Origin of the sequence: Roseovarius sp. SK2 (assembly GCF_028807495.1) — a bacterium.
Classification (GTDB): domain Bacteria; phylum Pseudomonadota; class Alphaproteobacteria; order Rhodobacterales; family Rhodobacteraceae; genus Roseovarius; species Roseovarius confluentis.
Genome location: NZ_JARAMK010000010.1, coordinates 190,428 through 204,073, shown reverse-complemented (window position 1 = coordinate 204,073; position 13,646 = coordinate 190,428). Strand labels below are relative to the sequence as shown.

General features: G+C 62.9%; 15 protein-coding genes, 1 tRNA gene and 1 pseudogene. 9 read left to right on the top strand and 8 right to left on the bottom strand.

Annotation, left to right across the window (positions count from 1 at the left end; genetic code table 11):
• Nucleotides 1-103 precede the first annotated feature (103 nt).
• Nucleotides 104-922: pseudogene (locus tag PVV74_RS18100) on the top strand (polysaccharide biosynthesis protein); the annotation flags it as partial.
• A 7-nt stretch (nucleotides 923-929) separates the two neighbouring features.
• On the opposite strand, the gene PVV74_RS18095 reads toward PVV74_RS18100, so the two are convergent.
• The 3 genes from PVV74_RS18095 to PVV74_RS18085 all read right to left on the bottom strand — a co-directional run bounded on the left by PVV74_RS18095 (nucleotide 930) and on the right by PVV74_RS18085 (nucleotide 4,081).
• Nucleotides 930-2,762, bottom strand: coding sequence for an ABC-F family ATP-binding cassette domain-containing protein (locus PVV74_RS18095; RefSeq protein WP_274594203.1), 1,833 nt, complete (start codon nucleotides 2,760-2,762; stop codon nucleotides 930-932).
• Nucleotides 2,763-2,808: 46 nt separating this feature from the next.
• On the bottom strand, nucleotides 2,809-3,546 hold the full coding sequence (locus tag PVV74_RS18090) for a GNAT family N-acetyltransferase (protein WP_274594202.1): 738 nt from the start codon (nucleotides 3,544-3,546) through the stop codon (nucleotides 2,809-2,811).
• Nucleotides 3,547-3,634: 88 nt separating this feature from the next.
• Nucleotides 3,635-4,081, bottom strand: a complete 447-nt coding sequence (locus PVV74_RS18085; RefSeq protein ID WP_103761147.1) for an outer membrane protein assembly factor BamE — start codon at nucleotides 4,079-4,081, stop codon at nucleotides 3,635-3,637.
• Between the two features lie 97 nt (nucleotides 4,082-4,178).
• On the opposite strand from PVV74_RS18085, the gene PVV74_RS18080 reads away from it, so the two are divergent.
• The 8 genes from PVV74_RS18080 (at nucleotide 4,179) to PVV74_RS18045 (ending at nucleotide 9,868) form a co-directional block, all read left to right on the top strand.
• Nucleotides 4,179-4,733, top strand: a complete 555-nt coding sequence (locus tag PVV74_RS18080; RefSeq protein WP_274594201.1) for a YceD family protein — start codon at nucleotides 4,179-4,181, stop codon at nucleotides 4,731-4,733.
• Between the two features lie 151 nt (nucleotides 4,734-4,884).
• Nucleotides 4,885-5,091 (top strand): 50S ribosomal protein L32, encoded by a 207-nt coding sequence (rpmF, locus tag PVV74_RS18075; RefSeq protein WP_057789461.1) that lies wholly within the window; start codon nucleotides 4,885-4,887, stop codon nucleotides 5,089-5,091.
• A 25-nt stretch (nucleotides 5,092-5,116) separates the two neighbouring features.
• Entirely contained in the window at nucleotides 5,117-6,217 is a 1,101-nt protein-coding gene (gene plsX / locus PVV74_RS18070) for a phosphate acyltransferase PlsX (protein ID WP_103761146.1), read from the top strand.
• Complete coding sequence (locus PVV74_RS18065; protein WP_274594200.1) at nucleotides 6,214-7,188, top strand: beta-ketoacyl-ACP synthase III; 975 nt, start codon at nucleotides 6,214-6,216, stop codon at nucleotides 7,186-7,188. Before plsX ends, PVV74_RS18065 begins: the two co-directional genes overlap by 4 nt.
• A 112-nt stretch (nucleotides 7,189-7,300) precedes the next feature.
• Nucleotides 7,301-7,603, top strand: a complete 303-nt coding sequence (ihfA, locus tag PVV74_RS18060) for an integration host factor subunit alpha (protein WP_057789467.1) — start codon at nucleotides 7,301-7,303, stop codon at nucleotides 7,601-7,603.
• 10 nt (nucleotides 7,604-7,613) lie between these two features.
• Nucleotides 7,614-8,579, top strand: coding sequence for a MerR family transcriptional regulator (locus tag PVV74_RS18055; protein ID WP_245890351.1), 966 nt, complete (start codon nucleotides 7,614-7,616; stop codon nucleotides 8,577-8,579).
• 62 nt (nucleotides 8,580-8,641) lie between these two features.
• Nucleotides 8,642-8,718 (top strand) — tRNA-Pro (locus tag PVV74_RS18050).
• A gap of 73 nt (nucleotides 8,719-8,791) precedes the next feature.
• Nucleotides 8,792-9,868, top strand: a complete 1,077-nt coding sequence (locus PVV74_RS18045; RefSeq protein WP_274594199.1) for a 2'-deoxycytidine 5'-triphosphate deaminase — start codon at nucleotides 8,792-8,794, stop codon at nucleotides 9,866-9,868.
• Here the strand turns inward: PVV74_RS18045 and PVV74_RS18040 are convergent.
• The 5 genes from PVV74_RS18040 to PVV74_RS18020 form a co-directional block, all read right to left on the bottom strand.
• The gene (locus PVV74_RS18040; RefSeq protein WP_146049934.1) at nucleotides 9,865-10,083 is read right to left on the bottom strand and encodes a hypothetical protein; all 219 of its coding nucleotides are present in this window, start codon (nucleotides 10,081-10,083) and stop codon (nucleotides 9,865-9,867) included. The two genes, PVV74_RS18045 and PVV74_RS18040, sit on opposite strands and share 4 nt — an antisense overlap.
• An 82-nt stretch (nucleotides 10,084-10,165) precedes the next feature.
• On the bottom strand, nucleotides 10,166-10,837 hold the full coding sequence (scpB, locus tag PVV74_RS18035; protein ID WP_274594198.1) for an SMC-Scp complex subunit ScpB: 672 nt from the start codon (nucleotides 10,835-10,837) through the stop codon (nucleotides 10,166-10,168).
• A gap of 7 nt (nucleotides 10,838-10,844) precedes the next feature.
• Nucleotides 10,845-11,633 (bottom strand): segregation and condensation protein A, encoded by a 789-nt coding sequence (locus tag PVV74_RS18030; protein ID WP_211286090.1) that lies wholly within the window; start codon nucleotides 11,631-11,633, stop codon nucleotides 10,845-10,847.
• Nucleotides 11,626-12,633, bottom strand: a complete 1,008-nt coding sequence (nagZ, locus tag PVV74_RS18025) for a beta-N-acetylhexosaminidase (protein WP_274594197.1) — start codon at nucleotides 12,631-12,633, stop codon at nucleotides 11,626-11,628. The genes PVV74_RS18030 and nagZ overlap by 8 nt, the downstream gene beginning before the upstream one ends.
• Nucleotides 12,630-13,625 (bottom strand): SPOR domain-containing protein, encoded by a 996-nt coding sequence (locus PVV74_RS18020; protein WP_274594196.1) that lies wholly within the window; start codon nucleotides 13,623-13,625, stop codon nucleotides 12,630-12,632. Before PVV74_RS18020 ends, nagZ begins: the two co-directional genes overlap by 4 nt.
• Nucleotides 13,626-13,646 lie beyond the last annotated feature (21 nt).

Sequence of the window (13,646 nt, the reverse complement as noted above, 5' to 3'; positions counted from 1 at the left end):
CGTAACTTCGTGATAATTTCTTCGGGCTTCGGTCGCTTGATTGCCATGTGGTTCCTCCGTTTTCCTAAACATAGCGGAGGACCACTTCATTGGGGGAGGATCAATGCGGTCCCACGAGATCGACATCGTGCTGCACGCCGCCGCCTACAAGCACGTGCCGATGGTTGAGCAGAACGCGCTGGAAGGAATCCGGAACAACGTCTTCGGGACGCGGACCGTGGCCAGCGCGGCGATGCGCGAGGGCGTGGACCGGTTCATTCTTGTGTCGACGGACAAGGCTGTGCGCCCGTCGTCGATTATGGGCGCGTCCAAGCGCTTTGCCGAGCTGGCGGTACAGGACCTTGCGACGCGATCGAGCACAACGCGATTTTCAATGGTGCGCTTCGGCAACGTACTAGGCTCTTCGGGTTCGGTCATTCCGCTGTTCCAGGAACAGATTGCGCGCGGCGGCCCTGTGACACTGACTCACCAAGACGTAACGCGGTATTTCATGACCATTCCCGAGGCGGTTCGCCTGGTGCTGCTGACCGGATCCTTCGCGCGGGGTGGCGATGTCTTCGTGCTGGACATGGGCAAACCCGTGCCGATTTACGAATTGGCCCGGCGGATGATCGAAAGCGCCGGCCACACGGTGCGCGACGACGAAAATCCGGGCGGCGATATCGGGATCGAGGTGACCGGCCTGCGCCCGGGCGAGAAGTTGCACGAGGAATTGCTGATCGGGTCAGACATGCTGACCACGCCGCACCCCAAAATCCTGCGGGCGCAGGAAAAGCACCTGTCGGAGATTGAAATGGCCAACGCGCTGCAATCGCTGCGGCAGGCCATCGACAGCCGCAACGTGGAACAGATGGAAGCCACGTTGCAGCAATGGATGGAAAAGAGCGACATGAAGGTCGGCGGGAAATCCGTCAACGAGTGAGCTGCCGTCAGCCTGCGTGCTCGGACTTCTCCGCCAGTACCAGCCATTCTTCCTCCGCCTTTGCGAGCGCGGTCTGGCGCGTGCTGAGTCCCTCGCTCGCCTTGGCGAATTTGACCGGCTCGCGGGTGAAAAGATCAGGGTCGGACAGCAGGTCTTCCAACTTGGCAATCTCGGCTTCGAGCCGCGCGATTTCGTCGGGAAGCGTGTCGAGCCGGTGCTGATCCTTGAAGCTGAGTTTGGTTTTGCGGGGCTTGGCCGGTTCGGCGGATTTCGACGACGCGGGCGCGGCCGGCGCCGGTTTGTCGGGCTTTCCCTCTGTTGCGGACTCCGGCGGAACGCGCTGCGCCATGTAATCGGTCCAGCCGCCGGCGTAGACGGTCTGCCGGCCGCGTCCTTCCATGGCGACGGTGGTGGTGGCCACGCGGTCAAGAAAATCCCGGTCGTGGCTCACCAGAAGGACGGTGCCGTCGTAGTCGTCGAGCAGTTCCTGAAGCAGGTCCAGCGTTTCGATGTCGAGATCGTTGGTCGGCTCGTCCAGCACCAGCAGGTTGCTGTCCCGTGCCATCAGCTTGGCCAGTAGCAGGCGGGCTTTCTCGCCCCCGGACAGCGAACGGACCGGCGCACGGACCTGGCGTTCATCAAAGAGAAAATCCTTGAGATAGCCCACCACATGGCGCGGTGTGCCGCGCACCATAACCTGGTCGGCCTGCCCCGAGACGCGCATGTCGGAATCGCCGGTCAGGCTGTCCCAGAGGCTCATGTCGGGGTCGAGCTGGGCGCGTGCCTGGTCGAAAACGACAGGCACGAGGTTGGTGCCGTGGCGCACCTCGCCCGAGTCGGGCTCGAGCGTCTTCATCAGGAGATTCAGAAGCGTCGTCTTTCCGACACCGTTGGGACCGATGAAGGCGACGCGGTCCTTGCGCTGGATGGTGAGGGAGAAGTCGCGCACGATGGGCGCACTCTCGAAGCTCTTGGAGACGCCAAGCGCCTCGATGACCTTGCGCCCCGATTGCGGCCCGCTGGACAGCGCCATGGCGGCCGTACCCTGCCGCTTGATCTGCGAAGCGCGCTCGGCCCGGAGCGCCTGTAGGTTGCGCACCCGGCCCTGGTTGCGTTTGCGCCGGGCCGAAATGCCCTCGACCGCCCAGCGGGCCTCTTCGGCGATCTTGCGGTTGAGCTTGTGGCGAGCCTGGTCCTCTTCCTCCCAGATCTTGTCGCGCCAGGCTTCGAAATTCTCGAACCCCTTTTCCTGGCGGCGTGTGGCGCCGCGATCGATCCAGAGCGTGGCACGGGTGAGCGCGCGCAGGAAGGCCCGGTCGTGGGATATGAGAATATAGCCTGCGCGGGTCTCGCGCAGTTGTTGCTCAAGCCAGCCGATCGCCTCGATATCGAGGTGGTTGGTCGGCTCGTCCAGCAGCATGAGATCAGGCGCCTGCGCCATCAGCTTGGCCAGCGCGGCGCGGCGGCGCTCACCGCCCGACGCGGTGGCGACGGGGCGGTCGGGGTCGAACTTGAGGCCCTCGGCGGCCATTTCGATCCGGTAGTGTTCGGCCACGTCCAGCCCGTCGGCGGCAAAGGCCCCGAGCGTGTCGAAGCCTGTCATGTCCGGCTCCTGCTCCATGTAGCCGACGGAGGTGTCCGGATGAAGCACACGGGTGCCGCGATCGGGTTCCACGAGGCCGGCGATAACTTTCATCAGGGTCGACTTGCCGGACCCGTTGCGGCCCACCAGCGCCACGCGGTCGCCGGCTTGGACGACCAGAGACAGGTCGTCAAAGATCGGCGCTCCGCCGAAGGTCAGGGAGATGTCGGAGAGTTGAAGAAGGGGTGCACGCGCCATGGCGCAGCGCTATCCCGCGCGAGGTACGGCGTCAAGCGACGACGCGCTAGCCCGAAACGGCCCTCAGCAGGCGCTTGCGCGCGGCCGGGATGGCGTTGATCTCGAGCCCGGTGAAAACGTGCAGGGTATTCATTTGCCGGTCCACAACCGCATGGTCGCTGACCCAGCCTCCCATCACCAGGTAGGTGCGCAGGAGCGGTGGCATCCGTAGCATCGCCTGCTTGGCGTCGGGCTTGCGCAAGCGCAGTGCTTGGGCAAAGCGAAATACAGACGGCGCCTTGACCCGCGGCAGCCAGCGGCGAGGCGCAAGGTGGCGGTCCTTTAGCATGGCAAAAGCGTCGAGATAGGTGTCAGCGTCGGTGCCCTTGAACGAAGAGCAGCCGAAGAGCAGTTCGACCTCGTTTTCATCGACATAGCGGGTCATCGCGGCCCAGGCCAAGCGCAGGATATCCGGGTCGCGCGCGTCGGGATGGACGCAGAAGCGGCCCATCTCGACCATGCGGCCGGGAAAGGCGCGCAGCGCGGACAGCTCGTAAAACTGGGCGGAATAGCTGCGCTCGATCTCGTCCCCGCCATTGAGAGGCAGCATCCTGAAACTGCAGATCAGGCGATTGTCCGTGGTGTCCTCGACGAGGATGTGCGTGCAAATGCCGTCAAAGCTGTCCTGGTCGAGCGCCCCGGTCGCCTCGTCACCCTTGAAGGCCAGATGCCGCAGGCGTTGCGCCGCTTCGATATCGGCTGCGCTTTCGGCCGTTCGCGTCCTGTAGCGTCCCTTGCTCAACATGTCAGCCTCATCTGTGACGGTCGCCTAGACGGTATATATATGCGAACCGCTTAGCATGAATCATGTGACAGGCGAATGACGTCGAAGGTCAGAAGAACTCGCCCGGATCGACATTGCCGAAGTTGCCAAGAATCTGACGCAGGAAGCCGTTGTTGACGACCGAGGAGTCGGTCACCCGACGGGTCAGAGGCACGATGTTGCCGTCGGCCAGCGAGAAGGTCTCGATATTGGCAATGGTATCATTCGGGGCGAAGCTGATGGCCAGCACCTGACGCTCGATCACCTCGGGGCGGTACATGCCGAGCTCTTTGACCCGACTGCGTACGTAATAGTAATCGCCGCCGCTGAGCATGCCGGCTGAGGACGGCGGGCCGACCACGTCGTCGACGGTTTCGCGTGTGTCCACACCCACCTGAAGGTTGTTGAGGTCTTCCTGAAGCGGAATATACCCGTGGTTGCGATAGGTCGGCGTACAGGCCGCGAGCGCCACGAACAGGCACAACATGACCCCCATCTTGGCAAACCAGATTTTCATGCCACACCTCTTCGCCTCTTGAACGGGTCCCCATTGCCCTTTTATTCCGATACAACAAGGTAGCGGTAAGGTTCAAGAAAGGATAGGTCATACGCCCATGACCGGAAAGACAGAAAATACGACCGTGCTGCATCTGGCACAGATGGCGATGAACCGACCGCATCCGTTTCGGATCGAGCCCGATACCGCAACCATGGCGCGGATGGCCGAGGATCTTGGGATCCTCTCTCTGAAAAAGGCCGTGTTCGAAGGCACGATGCATCCCGAGGACGGCGAGAACTGGCGGCTGGAAGCGCGGTTGGGCGCGACGGTGGTGCAGTCCTGCGTAGTGACGCTGGACCCGGTCACCACCCGCATCGAAGAACCGGTCACTCGCAAGTTCCGCAAGGACTGGCTCGGGGTTGACACCGATCAGGAAGAGATCGAAATGCCCGAGGACGAGACAATCGACCCGCTGAACGACCATATCGACCTGTCGGCCTTCATGCAGGAGGCCATCGCACTGGCCTTGCCCGCTTACCCGCGTAGCACAGCGCAGGAACTGGGAACCGCTCGGTATGCGCCCCCTGGCGTGACCCAGCTGACGGACGCGGATGCCAAGCCGTTCGCGGCACTGGCAAAGTTGAAGGAGCAGTTGAAAGACGACGATTGAGAGCTCGAAAGAATCGCTGGACAGCAAGCGATTTCCTTGTATTTTCGCGCTCTCACCGGATTTAGGGTTGCACGCCGGGCTCTTCAGGGATTAAGAGCCGCGTCAGCGTATGAAACCGGGCCGAAAGGCCCATAAAATTTGAGGTTGTGACATGGCCGTCCAACAGAACAAAGTATCGAAATCGCGCCGCAACAATCGCCGGGCGCATGACTCGCTGGAGGGTGCAAACCCGAACGAGTGCCCGAACTGCGGTGAACTGAAGCGCCCGCATCATGTGTGTGTCGCCTGTGGTCACTACGCGGATCGCGAAGTCATCGCGTTGGATGACGAGGTCGACCTGGACGAAGACGCAGCCTGAACGGCGGCATCAAGGGACGCGTCCAATGACGGCATCGGCCGACAGTAAGACAAGCGGGCGCATCCTTATTTCCGTAGACGCCATGGGTGGTGATCTTGGCCCGGCAACCGTTGTTGCCGGGATTTCCGTGTCTGCAAAGAAGAATGACCGGATCGGGTTTATCCTGCACGGGCCCGAGGACGTGCTGAAACCGCTGGTCGCCAAGCGAAAGCACCTCGCCGGGCGCTGCGAGATTCGCAACGCGGGCGACGTGGTCGAGATGGAGGACAAGCCGAGCCAGGCGCTGCGCCAGGGCAAGGACACCTCGATGTGGTCGGCACTGGAATCCGTGCGCAACGGCGAGGCGAGCGTCTGCGTGTCCTGCGGCAATACCGGCGCGCTGATGCTGATGTCAGTCATTCGCCTGCGCAAGCTGCCGGGGATCTATCGCCCCGCTATCGCGGTGCTGTGGCCGTCGCAGAATCCGCAGCGGCACAACATCATGCTGGATGGCGGCGCCGATATCCGGGCCGATGCCAAGGACCTGATGCAATACGCGCTGATGGGCACGTCCTATGCCCGCAACGGCTTTGGTCTGGAGCGGCCGCGCGTCGGGCTTTTGAATGTGGGCACCGAAGAGCATAAGGGCCGCGCAGAACTGCGCGAGGCGTACGATCTGATCGAGGGCAATGCGCGAAACGGCGATTTTGAATTCGTGGGCTTCGTCGAGGGGCGCGACCTGCCCGGCACGGTCTGCGACGTGATCGTGACCGACGGATTCACGGGCAACGTGGCGCTGAAGACCGGCGAAGGCACGGCAAAGCTTATTCGCGAGTTGCTCAAGGAAGCCTTTGCGCACACGCCGCTGTCGCGGCTCGCCTCGATCCTGGCGCTGACCTCACTGCGGCGGATGGGCAAGCGGATCGATCCCAGCCGGGCGAATGGCGGAGTATTTCTGGGTCTCAACGGGACAGTGGTGAAATCGCACGGCTCGGCCGATGCCACGGGGATATCCGCCGCCGTCAAGCTTGCCTTTGAGCTGGCCGATACCGGGTTCACCGAAAAACTGGCCGCACGGGTTGCAACTGCGACGATGCTTGAACAGGATGCCGCAAACGAACCCGACAGTAACGGTGAACAGGCATGACGATTCGCGCCGTTGTAGACGGTGTCGGTCACTACCTTCCTGAACGAGTGGTGCCGAATTCTCATTTCGAGACGTTTCTCGAGACATCCGACGAATGGATCAGGAGCCGGTCGGGGATCGAGCGCCGCCATTTTGCCGCCGAGGACCAGACCACGTCCGATCTTGGCGCTCGTGCGGCCCTTGCGGCGATGGCCGATGCGGGGGTTGGGCCCGACGACATCGACGGCATTCTCGTGGCCACCTCGACGCCGGACCTGACCTTTCCCTCGGTCGCCACAATGATCCAAAAAGAACTGGGCATGACACGCGGCTTCGGCTTTGACGTACAGGCGGTCTGTGCCGGGTTCATCTATGCGCTGGCAAATGCCAACGCGCTGATTGTGTCGGGCCAGGCCAAACGCTTGCTGGTGATCGGGACCGAAACGTTCAGCCGGATCATGGACTGGACCGACCGCTCAACCTGCGTACTGTTCGGTGACGGGGCCGGCGCGGTGGTGCTGAGTGCCTCCGAGGCCGACGGCACATCGCAAGACCGTGGCATCCTTTCGACCGATCTCAATTCGGACGGGCGTTATATCGACATGCTGTATGTCGACGGGGGCGTGTCGTCGACCGGTACCTCGGGCAAGCTGAAGATGCAGGGCAACCTGCTGTTCAGGCAGGCCGTAGAAAAGCTGACCACCACCGCCGAGGCCGCCCTTGAGAAGGCCGCGCTGAGTGATGACGATGTCGACTGGATCGTGCCGCACCAGGCCAATATCCGGATCATCCAGGGCACCGCGAAGAAACTTGGGGTCCCGATGGACCGGGTCGTCGTGACGGTGCAGGATCACGGCAACACATCGGCCGCATCAATCCCGCTGGCGCTTTCGGTGGGCGTGGCAGAGGGCAAGATCAAGCGCGGCGACGTAATCGTTTCAGAGGCCATCGGTGGCGGCCTGGCTTGGGGCGCCGTGGTTCTGCGCTGGTGAATGTCGGAACAAAGCGCGATTTTTCCGCTTAAACTGTACCTTCCAAGTCATTGACATTGACTCGGAAAATTCTTCGCCCCTAAAGTTCTTTGCAAACGACAAAGGGGATGTGATGACAAACGATACGGTGACACGGATGGACCTGAGCGAAGCAGTGTTTCGCGAAGTGGGTCTGTCACGCAACGATTCCGCCCAACTGGTCGAAAGCGTTTTGGAGCATATGTCGGACGCACTGGTGCGTGGCGAGCAGGTCAAGATCTCGTCCTTCGGTACCTTTTCTGTCCGCGACAAGTCCGCCCGCGTGGGGCGTAACCCGAAGACCGGCGAAGAAGTCCCGATCAACCCACGGCGTGTTCTGACATTCCGTCCGTCGCACCTGATGAAGGACCGGGTGGCGGCAGGCAACAAGGCCTGAGGGTCCACCGATGGGCAAATCCGCCGACGCGTTCCGGACCATCAGCGAGGTCGCCGATTGGCTTGAAACCCCGGCGCACGTGCTGCGTTTCTGGGAAAGCAAGTTCAGCCAGGTAAAACCGGTGAAGCGCGCAGGTGGTCGGCGGTATTACCGTCCCGCGGACATGAAGCTTCTGGGCGGAATCAAGAAACTGCTGCACGACGATGGCATGACCATCAAAGGCGTGCAGAAGATGCTGCGTGAACAGGGCGTTGGCCATGTTTCGGAGTTCTCCCAACCGCTGGGCGATGCGGCGGATGACGTCATAATAGATCATGTCGAGGATGCGCCAGCAGCGGAATCGGCCGATGCCGTGGCGGACATCACCTCACCTGAAGCTCAGCCGGATCCGACGGACCCGGTGGGGCGCCCTGCCCCACCCGCCGCTATGCCTGCAGGTTCGGCGCCCGAGTCGAACGCCCCACCACCCCAGCAATCGCCGGGCGCCGTGCCCGACCCCGCACCGCTGACGCCCAGTGCCGCGCCCGAGCCCGCGCCGGTTGCCTCAAGTCTGCCGCCGCGGCCGGATCGCGTGGCACAGACCGAGACACCGCCGTCCGAGCCACCTCAGAGCGCAAGCGACGAAAGCCCGGTGACCTTCAGCCGGAACAAGACTGAAGCCGAGTCGCCGCAAGAAGACGTCCCGCCGCTGCCAAGTTTCCTGCAACGGCGGAATGCATCAACTGAAGCCTCCGCGGCGTCCGGCACCGTGGACGGCCCGGTCGACGAACCGGAGCCTGCCAGGGCCGAGCCGCCTGCGTCGCAACCGATCGAGGTAGATGTTCCCGACGACCCTGATGACGGACTCGACGTCGATCCGGGTGTTCTGTCGATGCTGGCGCGGGTACGAAGACCGCTGACGCCCGACACGATTACCAGACTTGAAAGCCTGCTGTCCCGGCTGCGCGCGACAACCGGTTCCACGCCCAGAGAGTAGCGCGTGAATCTGGAATTTCCCCCTTGTCCTTGGCGCGAAAACCAGTATGAACGGCCAGACGTCGGGCTATGGCGCAGCCTGGTAGCGCGTCCGTCTGGGGGACGGAAGGTCGCAGGTTCGAGTCCTGCTAGCCCGACCAATTCTTCGCGTACCACAGGCCTTTTTTCCCGGGGCAACTCGGGTGCCGCCACGGCGCGTGTAAGGAGGATCGCATGACCGGCGTTCTGGCCAGCCAGCAACTGAGGGCAATGATCCTCGACGGGCGTCTTTCGGCACAACCGGCGATCACCGACGAACAGGTACAGCCCGCATCCCTGGATTTGCGGCTTGGTACAACGGCGTACCGGGTCAGGGCGTCGTTCCTTGCCGGGGCCGGTGCGAAGGTCGAGGACCGGCTGAAGGAATTCGAGATGCACCGGATCGACCTCTCGGACGGCGCGGTGCTGGAAAAGGGCTGTGTCTATGTCGTGCCGCTGATGGAGCAGCTGGACCTGCCGTCGAATATCCATGCGGTAGCGAATGCCAAATCCTCGACCGGGCGGTTGGACCTTCTGACGCGCACGATCACGGATGGCGGCGAGGAGTTCGACCGTATTCCGGCCGGTTATGCCGGGCCGCTTTACGCAGAGATCTGCCCGCGGTCCTTTTCGGTGCTGGTACGGCCCGGAATGCGGCTGAACCAGATCAGGTTCCGGTCCGGTCAGGAGGTGTTGAACGATGCCGCGTTGAGCGCGCTGCACGCCGAAAGCCCGCTGGTGGACGCCCCACCGGTGATCAGCGACGGGCTGGGATTCTCAGTCGACCTGAAGCCCGAGGCCGGTACGCTGGTTGGCTATCGCGCCAAGCCCCACACGGGCGTGATCGACCTGGACAATATCGCGGGCTATGACGCCGCCGAGTACTGGGAACAGGTCCATAGCGACACGGGCCGCATCATTCTGGACCCCGGCGCTTTTTATATTCTGGTAAGCCGCGAGGCGGTGCATATCCCGCCTGCCTATGCGGCCGAGATGGCACCCTACCTAGCGATGGTGGGAGAATTCCGGGTGCATTACGCGGGATTCTTCGACCCCGGGTTCGGCCATGACGCGGCCGGTGGTGCCGGATCGCGCGGGGTGCTGGAAGTGCGCTGTCACGAGGCGCCCTTCGTGCTGGAACACGGGCAGATCGTCGGACGGCTGGTGTACGAGCAGATGGACGAAGTGCCCGAACAACTCTACGGCGCGGGCATTGCGTCAAATTACCAGGGCCAGGGGCTCAAGCTGTCAAAGCATTTCCGGGCGGCCTAGAACTTACCAATCTTGCGCGCGACGCGCATGGACTGGCGCATACGCTTCTGCGTCTCGGCCGTCTGCTTTTTCTGCTGCGGGTCCGCTGCGCCCTTACCCTCGGGCGATTTCTTCCCGCGCTGCGAGAACTTGTCGATGCCGACATTCACGCCCGAGCGAACCACACGGTTCATGACCATGCGAATGACCATGTTGATGATACGGTTGGCGTTCATTGCGCCCTCCTCGTCCTGTGTCTTCTCCATGATGTAACACGGAAAGATGAAATTTTCAGGGCTTTGACCGAATTATCGCGGCTCAGTCCTCGAATAGCTCGGTCTGGCCTTCTTCGGTCTCTTCGTTCAGGTCATCGTCGCCATCGCCCATCTGCGGCATGTCGCCGGGTGGCGGACGATTTTCCAGCAGGCCGGCGGCGCGCAACTCCTTCAGACCCGGCAGGTCGCGGGCATTTTCCAGGCCGAAATGGTCGAGGAAATGGGGTGTAACGACGAAGGTCACCGGCCTCCCCGGCGTCATTTTGCGGCGTCCGAAGCGGATCCACTCCATTTCCAGAAGCTGATCCACCGTACCACGGCTGACGCTGACGCCACGGATTTCCTCGATCTCGGCGCGGGTGACGGGCTGGTGGTACGCAATGATGGCCAGCGTTTCGATCGCAGCGCGGCTGAGCTTGCGGGTCTCGACCGTTTCCTTTTGCATCAGGAAGCCGAGGTCGGGTGCCGTGCGCATGGCCCAGGCGTCGCCGACCTTGATCAGATGCACGCCCCGGCCCTCGTAGCGTTTGCGCAGATGTACCAGCGCCTCGGCGGCGTCACAGCCATGCGGCATCCGCGACTCGATCTCCTTTGCCGAGATCGGCTCAGCAGTCGCAAATAGGATCGCTTCGCACATGCGCTCCTGCTCGGCCATGGGAGGGGCCTCGAAAAGGCTTTCTTCCTGCGGCGCGGGGTGTTCAGTTTCGTCCGACATAGGCCTCTTATCCTTTACGCCGCAGTTCCAGCGGCGCGAAAACCTCAGACTGGCGCAGTTCGACCTTGCCCTCCTTGGTCAACTCGAGCGCGGCCGCGAAGGTCGAAGCAGTCGCCGAGCGCCGGCGGGCCGGATCGGCAGTGAAGCCATCGGGCAGATAGGATGCGATGTCGGTCCATGCGCCGGCAAATCCGATCAGGCCGCGCATCCGTTCCAGCGCTTGTTCCAAGGTGAATAGCGCCTCGCGGTCGAACGCGTATGGGCGAAACTCATCCCTTGTTCGGATGCGGGCATAGCCCTGCATCAGGTCAAGCAGCGTGGCGGTGTACTGCACGCGGCGGATGCGCGTGACGTCCTCGGGCAGGCCGCGGGCAAAGAAATCGCGGCCGAGCTGGTCGCGGCCCATCAGCCGCGCGGAGGCCTCGCGCATGGCTTGCAAACGCTCCAGCTGGAAGGCGAGGTGTGCGGCAAGCTCCTCGCCCGAGGGGCCCTCTTCCGACGGATCGGGTGGCAGTAGGAGGCGGGATTTGAGGAAGGCCAGCCAGGCGGCCATCACGAGGTAGTCGGCGGCCAGTTCCAAGCGTAGCGCCTTGGCGCGTTCGACAAAGGCGAGGTATTGTTCGGCCAACTGAAGCACGGAGATCTTGCGCAAGTCGACCTTTTGCGTACGGCTGAGTGTCAGCAGCAGGTCAAGCGGTCCCTCGTAGCCGTCCACGTCGACGATCAGCGCCTCGGCCGCCATGCGATCGCTCACGCTTTCGATTTGCCCCATTTCTTCGAATGTATCTTCAGACATTGCCCTGGCCGTGTAGCAGTTCGGCAAGCTTTGCCTCCAGCGCAGGAATGTCAACCTTTGTTGGGGTTTTCCGCGCGGCAAGGGCAGCTTCGGCCCGCCGCAGGGCGGCACCGGCCAGCGTGCCGGAGGCGCCGGTGACCGCCTTCATCTCGTCGAACGTGCCATTGCAATGCAGGATCACGTCGCAGCCCGCTTCGATCGACTGCCGCGACAGAGTGGCAAGATCGCCTTTGAGCGCCTTCATCGAGATGTCATCCGTCATTATCAGGCCGTCGAAACCGATCTGGGCGCGGATCAGTTGCATCATTCGGCGCGACGTGGTCGCGGGCGCTGCATCGCAGGCCTCATAAACAAGATGCGCGGTCATGCCCATCGGAAGATCGCTGAGAGCGGCGAAGGGGCGAAAATCGGTCTCGGCGAGGGTGTCGATGTCGGTATCGACGACAGGCAGGTCGAAGTGGCTGTCAACGACGGCCCGGCCATGACCGGGGATGTGCTTGACCACCGGCAAAACGCCACCGTCCAGATGCGCGTTGGCCACAGCGCGGCCAACCTTCGCCACCGAATCCGGATCCGTTCCATAGCAGCGGTTCTTCAGAAACGGGTGCGTTTGGCGCCCGGCGACGTCGACCACAGGCGCGCAGTTGGCGTCTATGCCCAGTTCGATCAGTTCGTGCGCGATGATGCGATAGCGCGCGTACATCGCCTCTTCGGCGTGACGTCCGGCCAGTTCGACCTGTTCCAATGGCGGCAGCCATTCGCGCCAGACCGGGCCGCGCAAGCGTTGGACGCGCCCGCCCTCCTGGTCGATCAGGATGGGCGCGTTGTGATCCGCGGCTTGACGCAGGCTGTCACAGAGTGCGCGCACCTGGTCGGGGCTGTCGATATTGCGGGAAAACAGGATGAAGCCGAAAGGACGGCTCGCGCGGATGAGAGCAGTCTCTTCCGGTGTCAGTTCTGTGCCCGCTACGCCAAGGATCGTGGCGCCAAGCGTGCTCACCTTGTCACCACCGGAATGCAATCGGCCTTCTCGGCCACCAGCGCCGAGCAGAAGCGACGCGCATCACTGAGGTCGCCGAAGCCCATGGCCCGCAGGCGATAGAAGGTACGGCCGCCGCTTTGCGCTTTCTGGATCACCCGCTGCTTATCGTCGAGATATTCCGCGAACTTGTCCGACAGCTTGCCCCATTGCTGTTCCGCAATGGCGGCGCTTTCGAAGGCGCCGAGCTGGGCCATGCGAGTGCCGGCGGGGATGGTCTCGGGATTGATTTCGGGCGCGGCCTGCGCGGCGACGCTAGCGGCGACAGCATCCTCAACGGTGCTGACCTGCGCGGGGCGAGCCCTTGGCCGCAATGAGCGCCCAAGACCTTCGGTCACCTGCGTGGCAGTGGAGTCGGGCTCTGCCGCAGGCTCTTCGTCGGCATCAAGCGCCGGTTCGGCGGTGGCGTTATCTGTGCTGTCGTCCGTTGCAGGGGCGACAGGAGTCAGGGGCGCGACACCATCAGACAATTCGTCGGCCAAGGTGTTGAGGGCGGCCAGCGTGGCGGCATCTTCGTCGGTTTCAACGGCATCCTCGGACTCGGCGATTGGGGTCACTTCTTCTGTTGCATCCTCGGTTCCTGTTGCCGGAGCGGCGACCTGTGTTTCTGCCTGGGGCGTGTCCTCGAGGCTGAGAGCCAGCGGTTCCGGTGCCAGCACCAGTCGGTCCGCCGGCTGTGCCGCAGAGCCGTCGGCGGCCACGTCGTTGACCGCAAGCCCCTGGTTTTCAGCCGTGGAGCCACCGGGATTCTCGGGCTGAATGCGCATCGGGCCTTCTGCGACGCGCACCACCGGCACGCCGCTGACATCGCGCACGAGGATCTTGTAACCCCAGACGCCGATCCCGATCACGAGGGCCAGCGATATCGCCGCCCCGGCCATGTTGGTGAATTTCTGAACTGATATCTGCCGAACTGTCCCCGTTTCATCGGAGACACCATGCATCTGTGCCATCGCTCGCCTCGCTACCTCCGG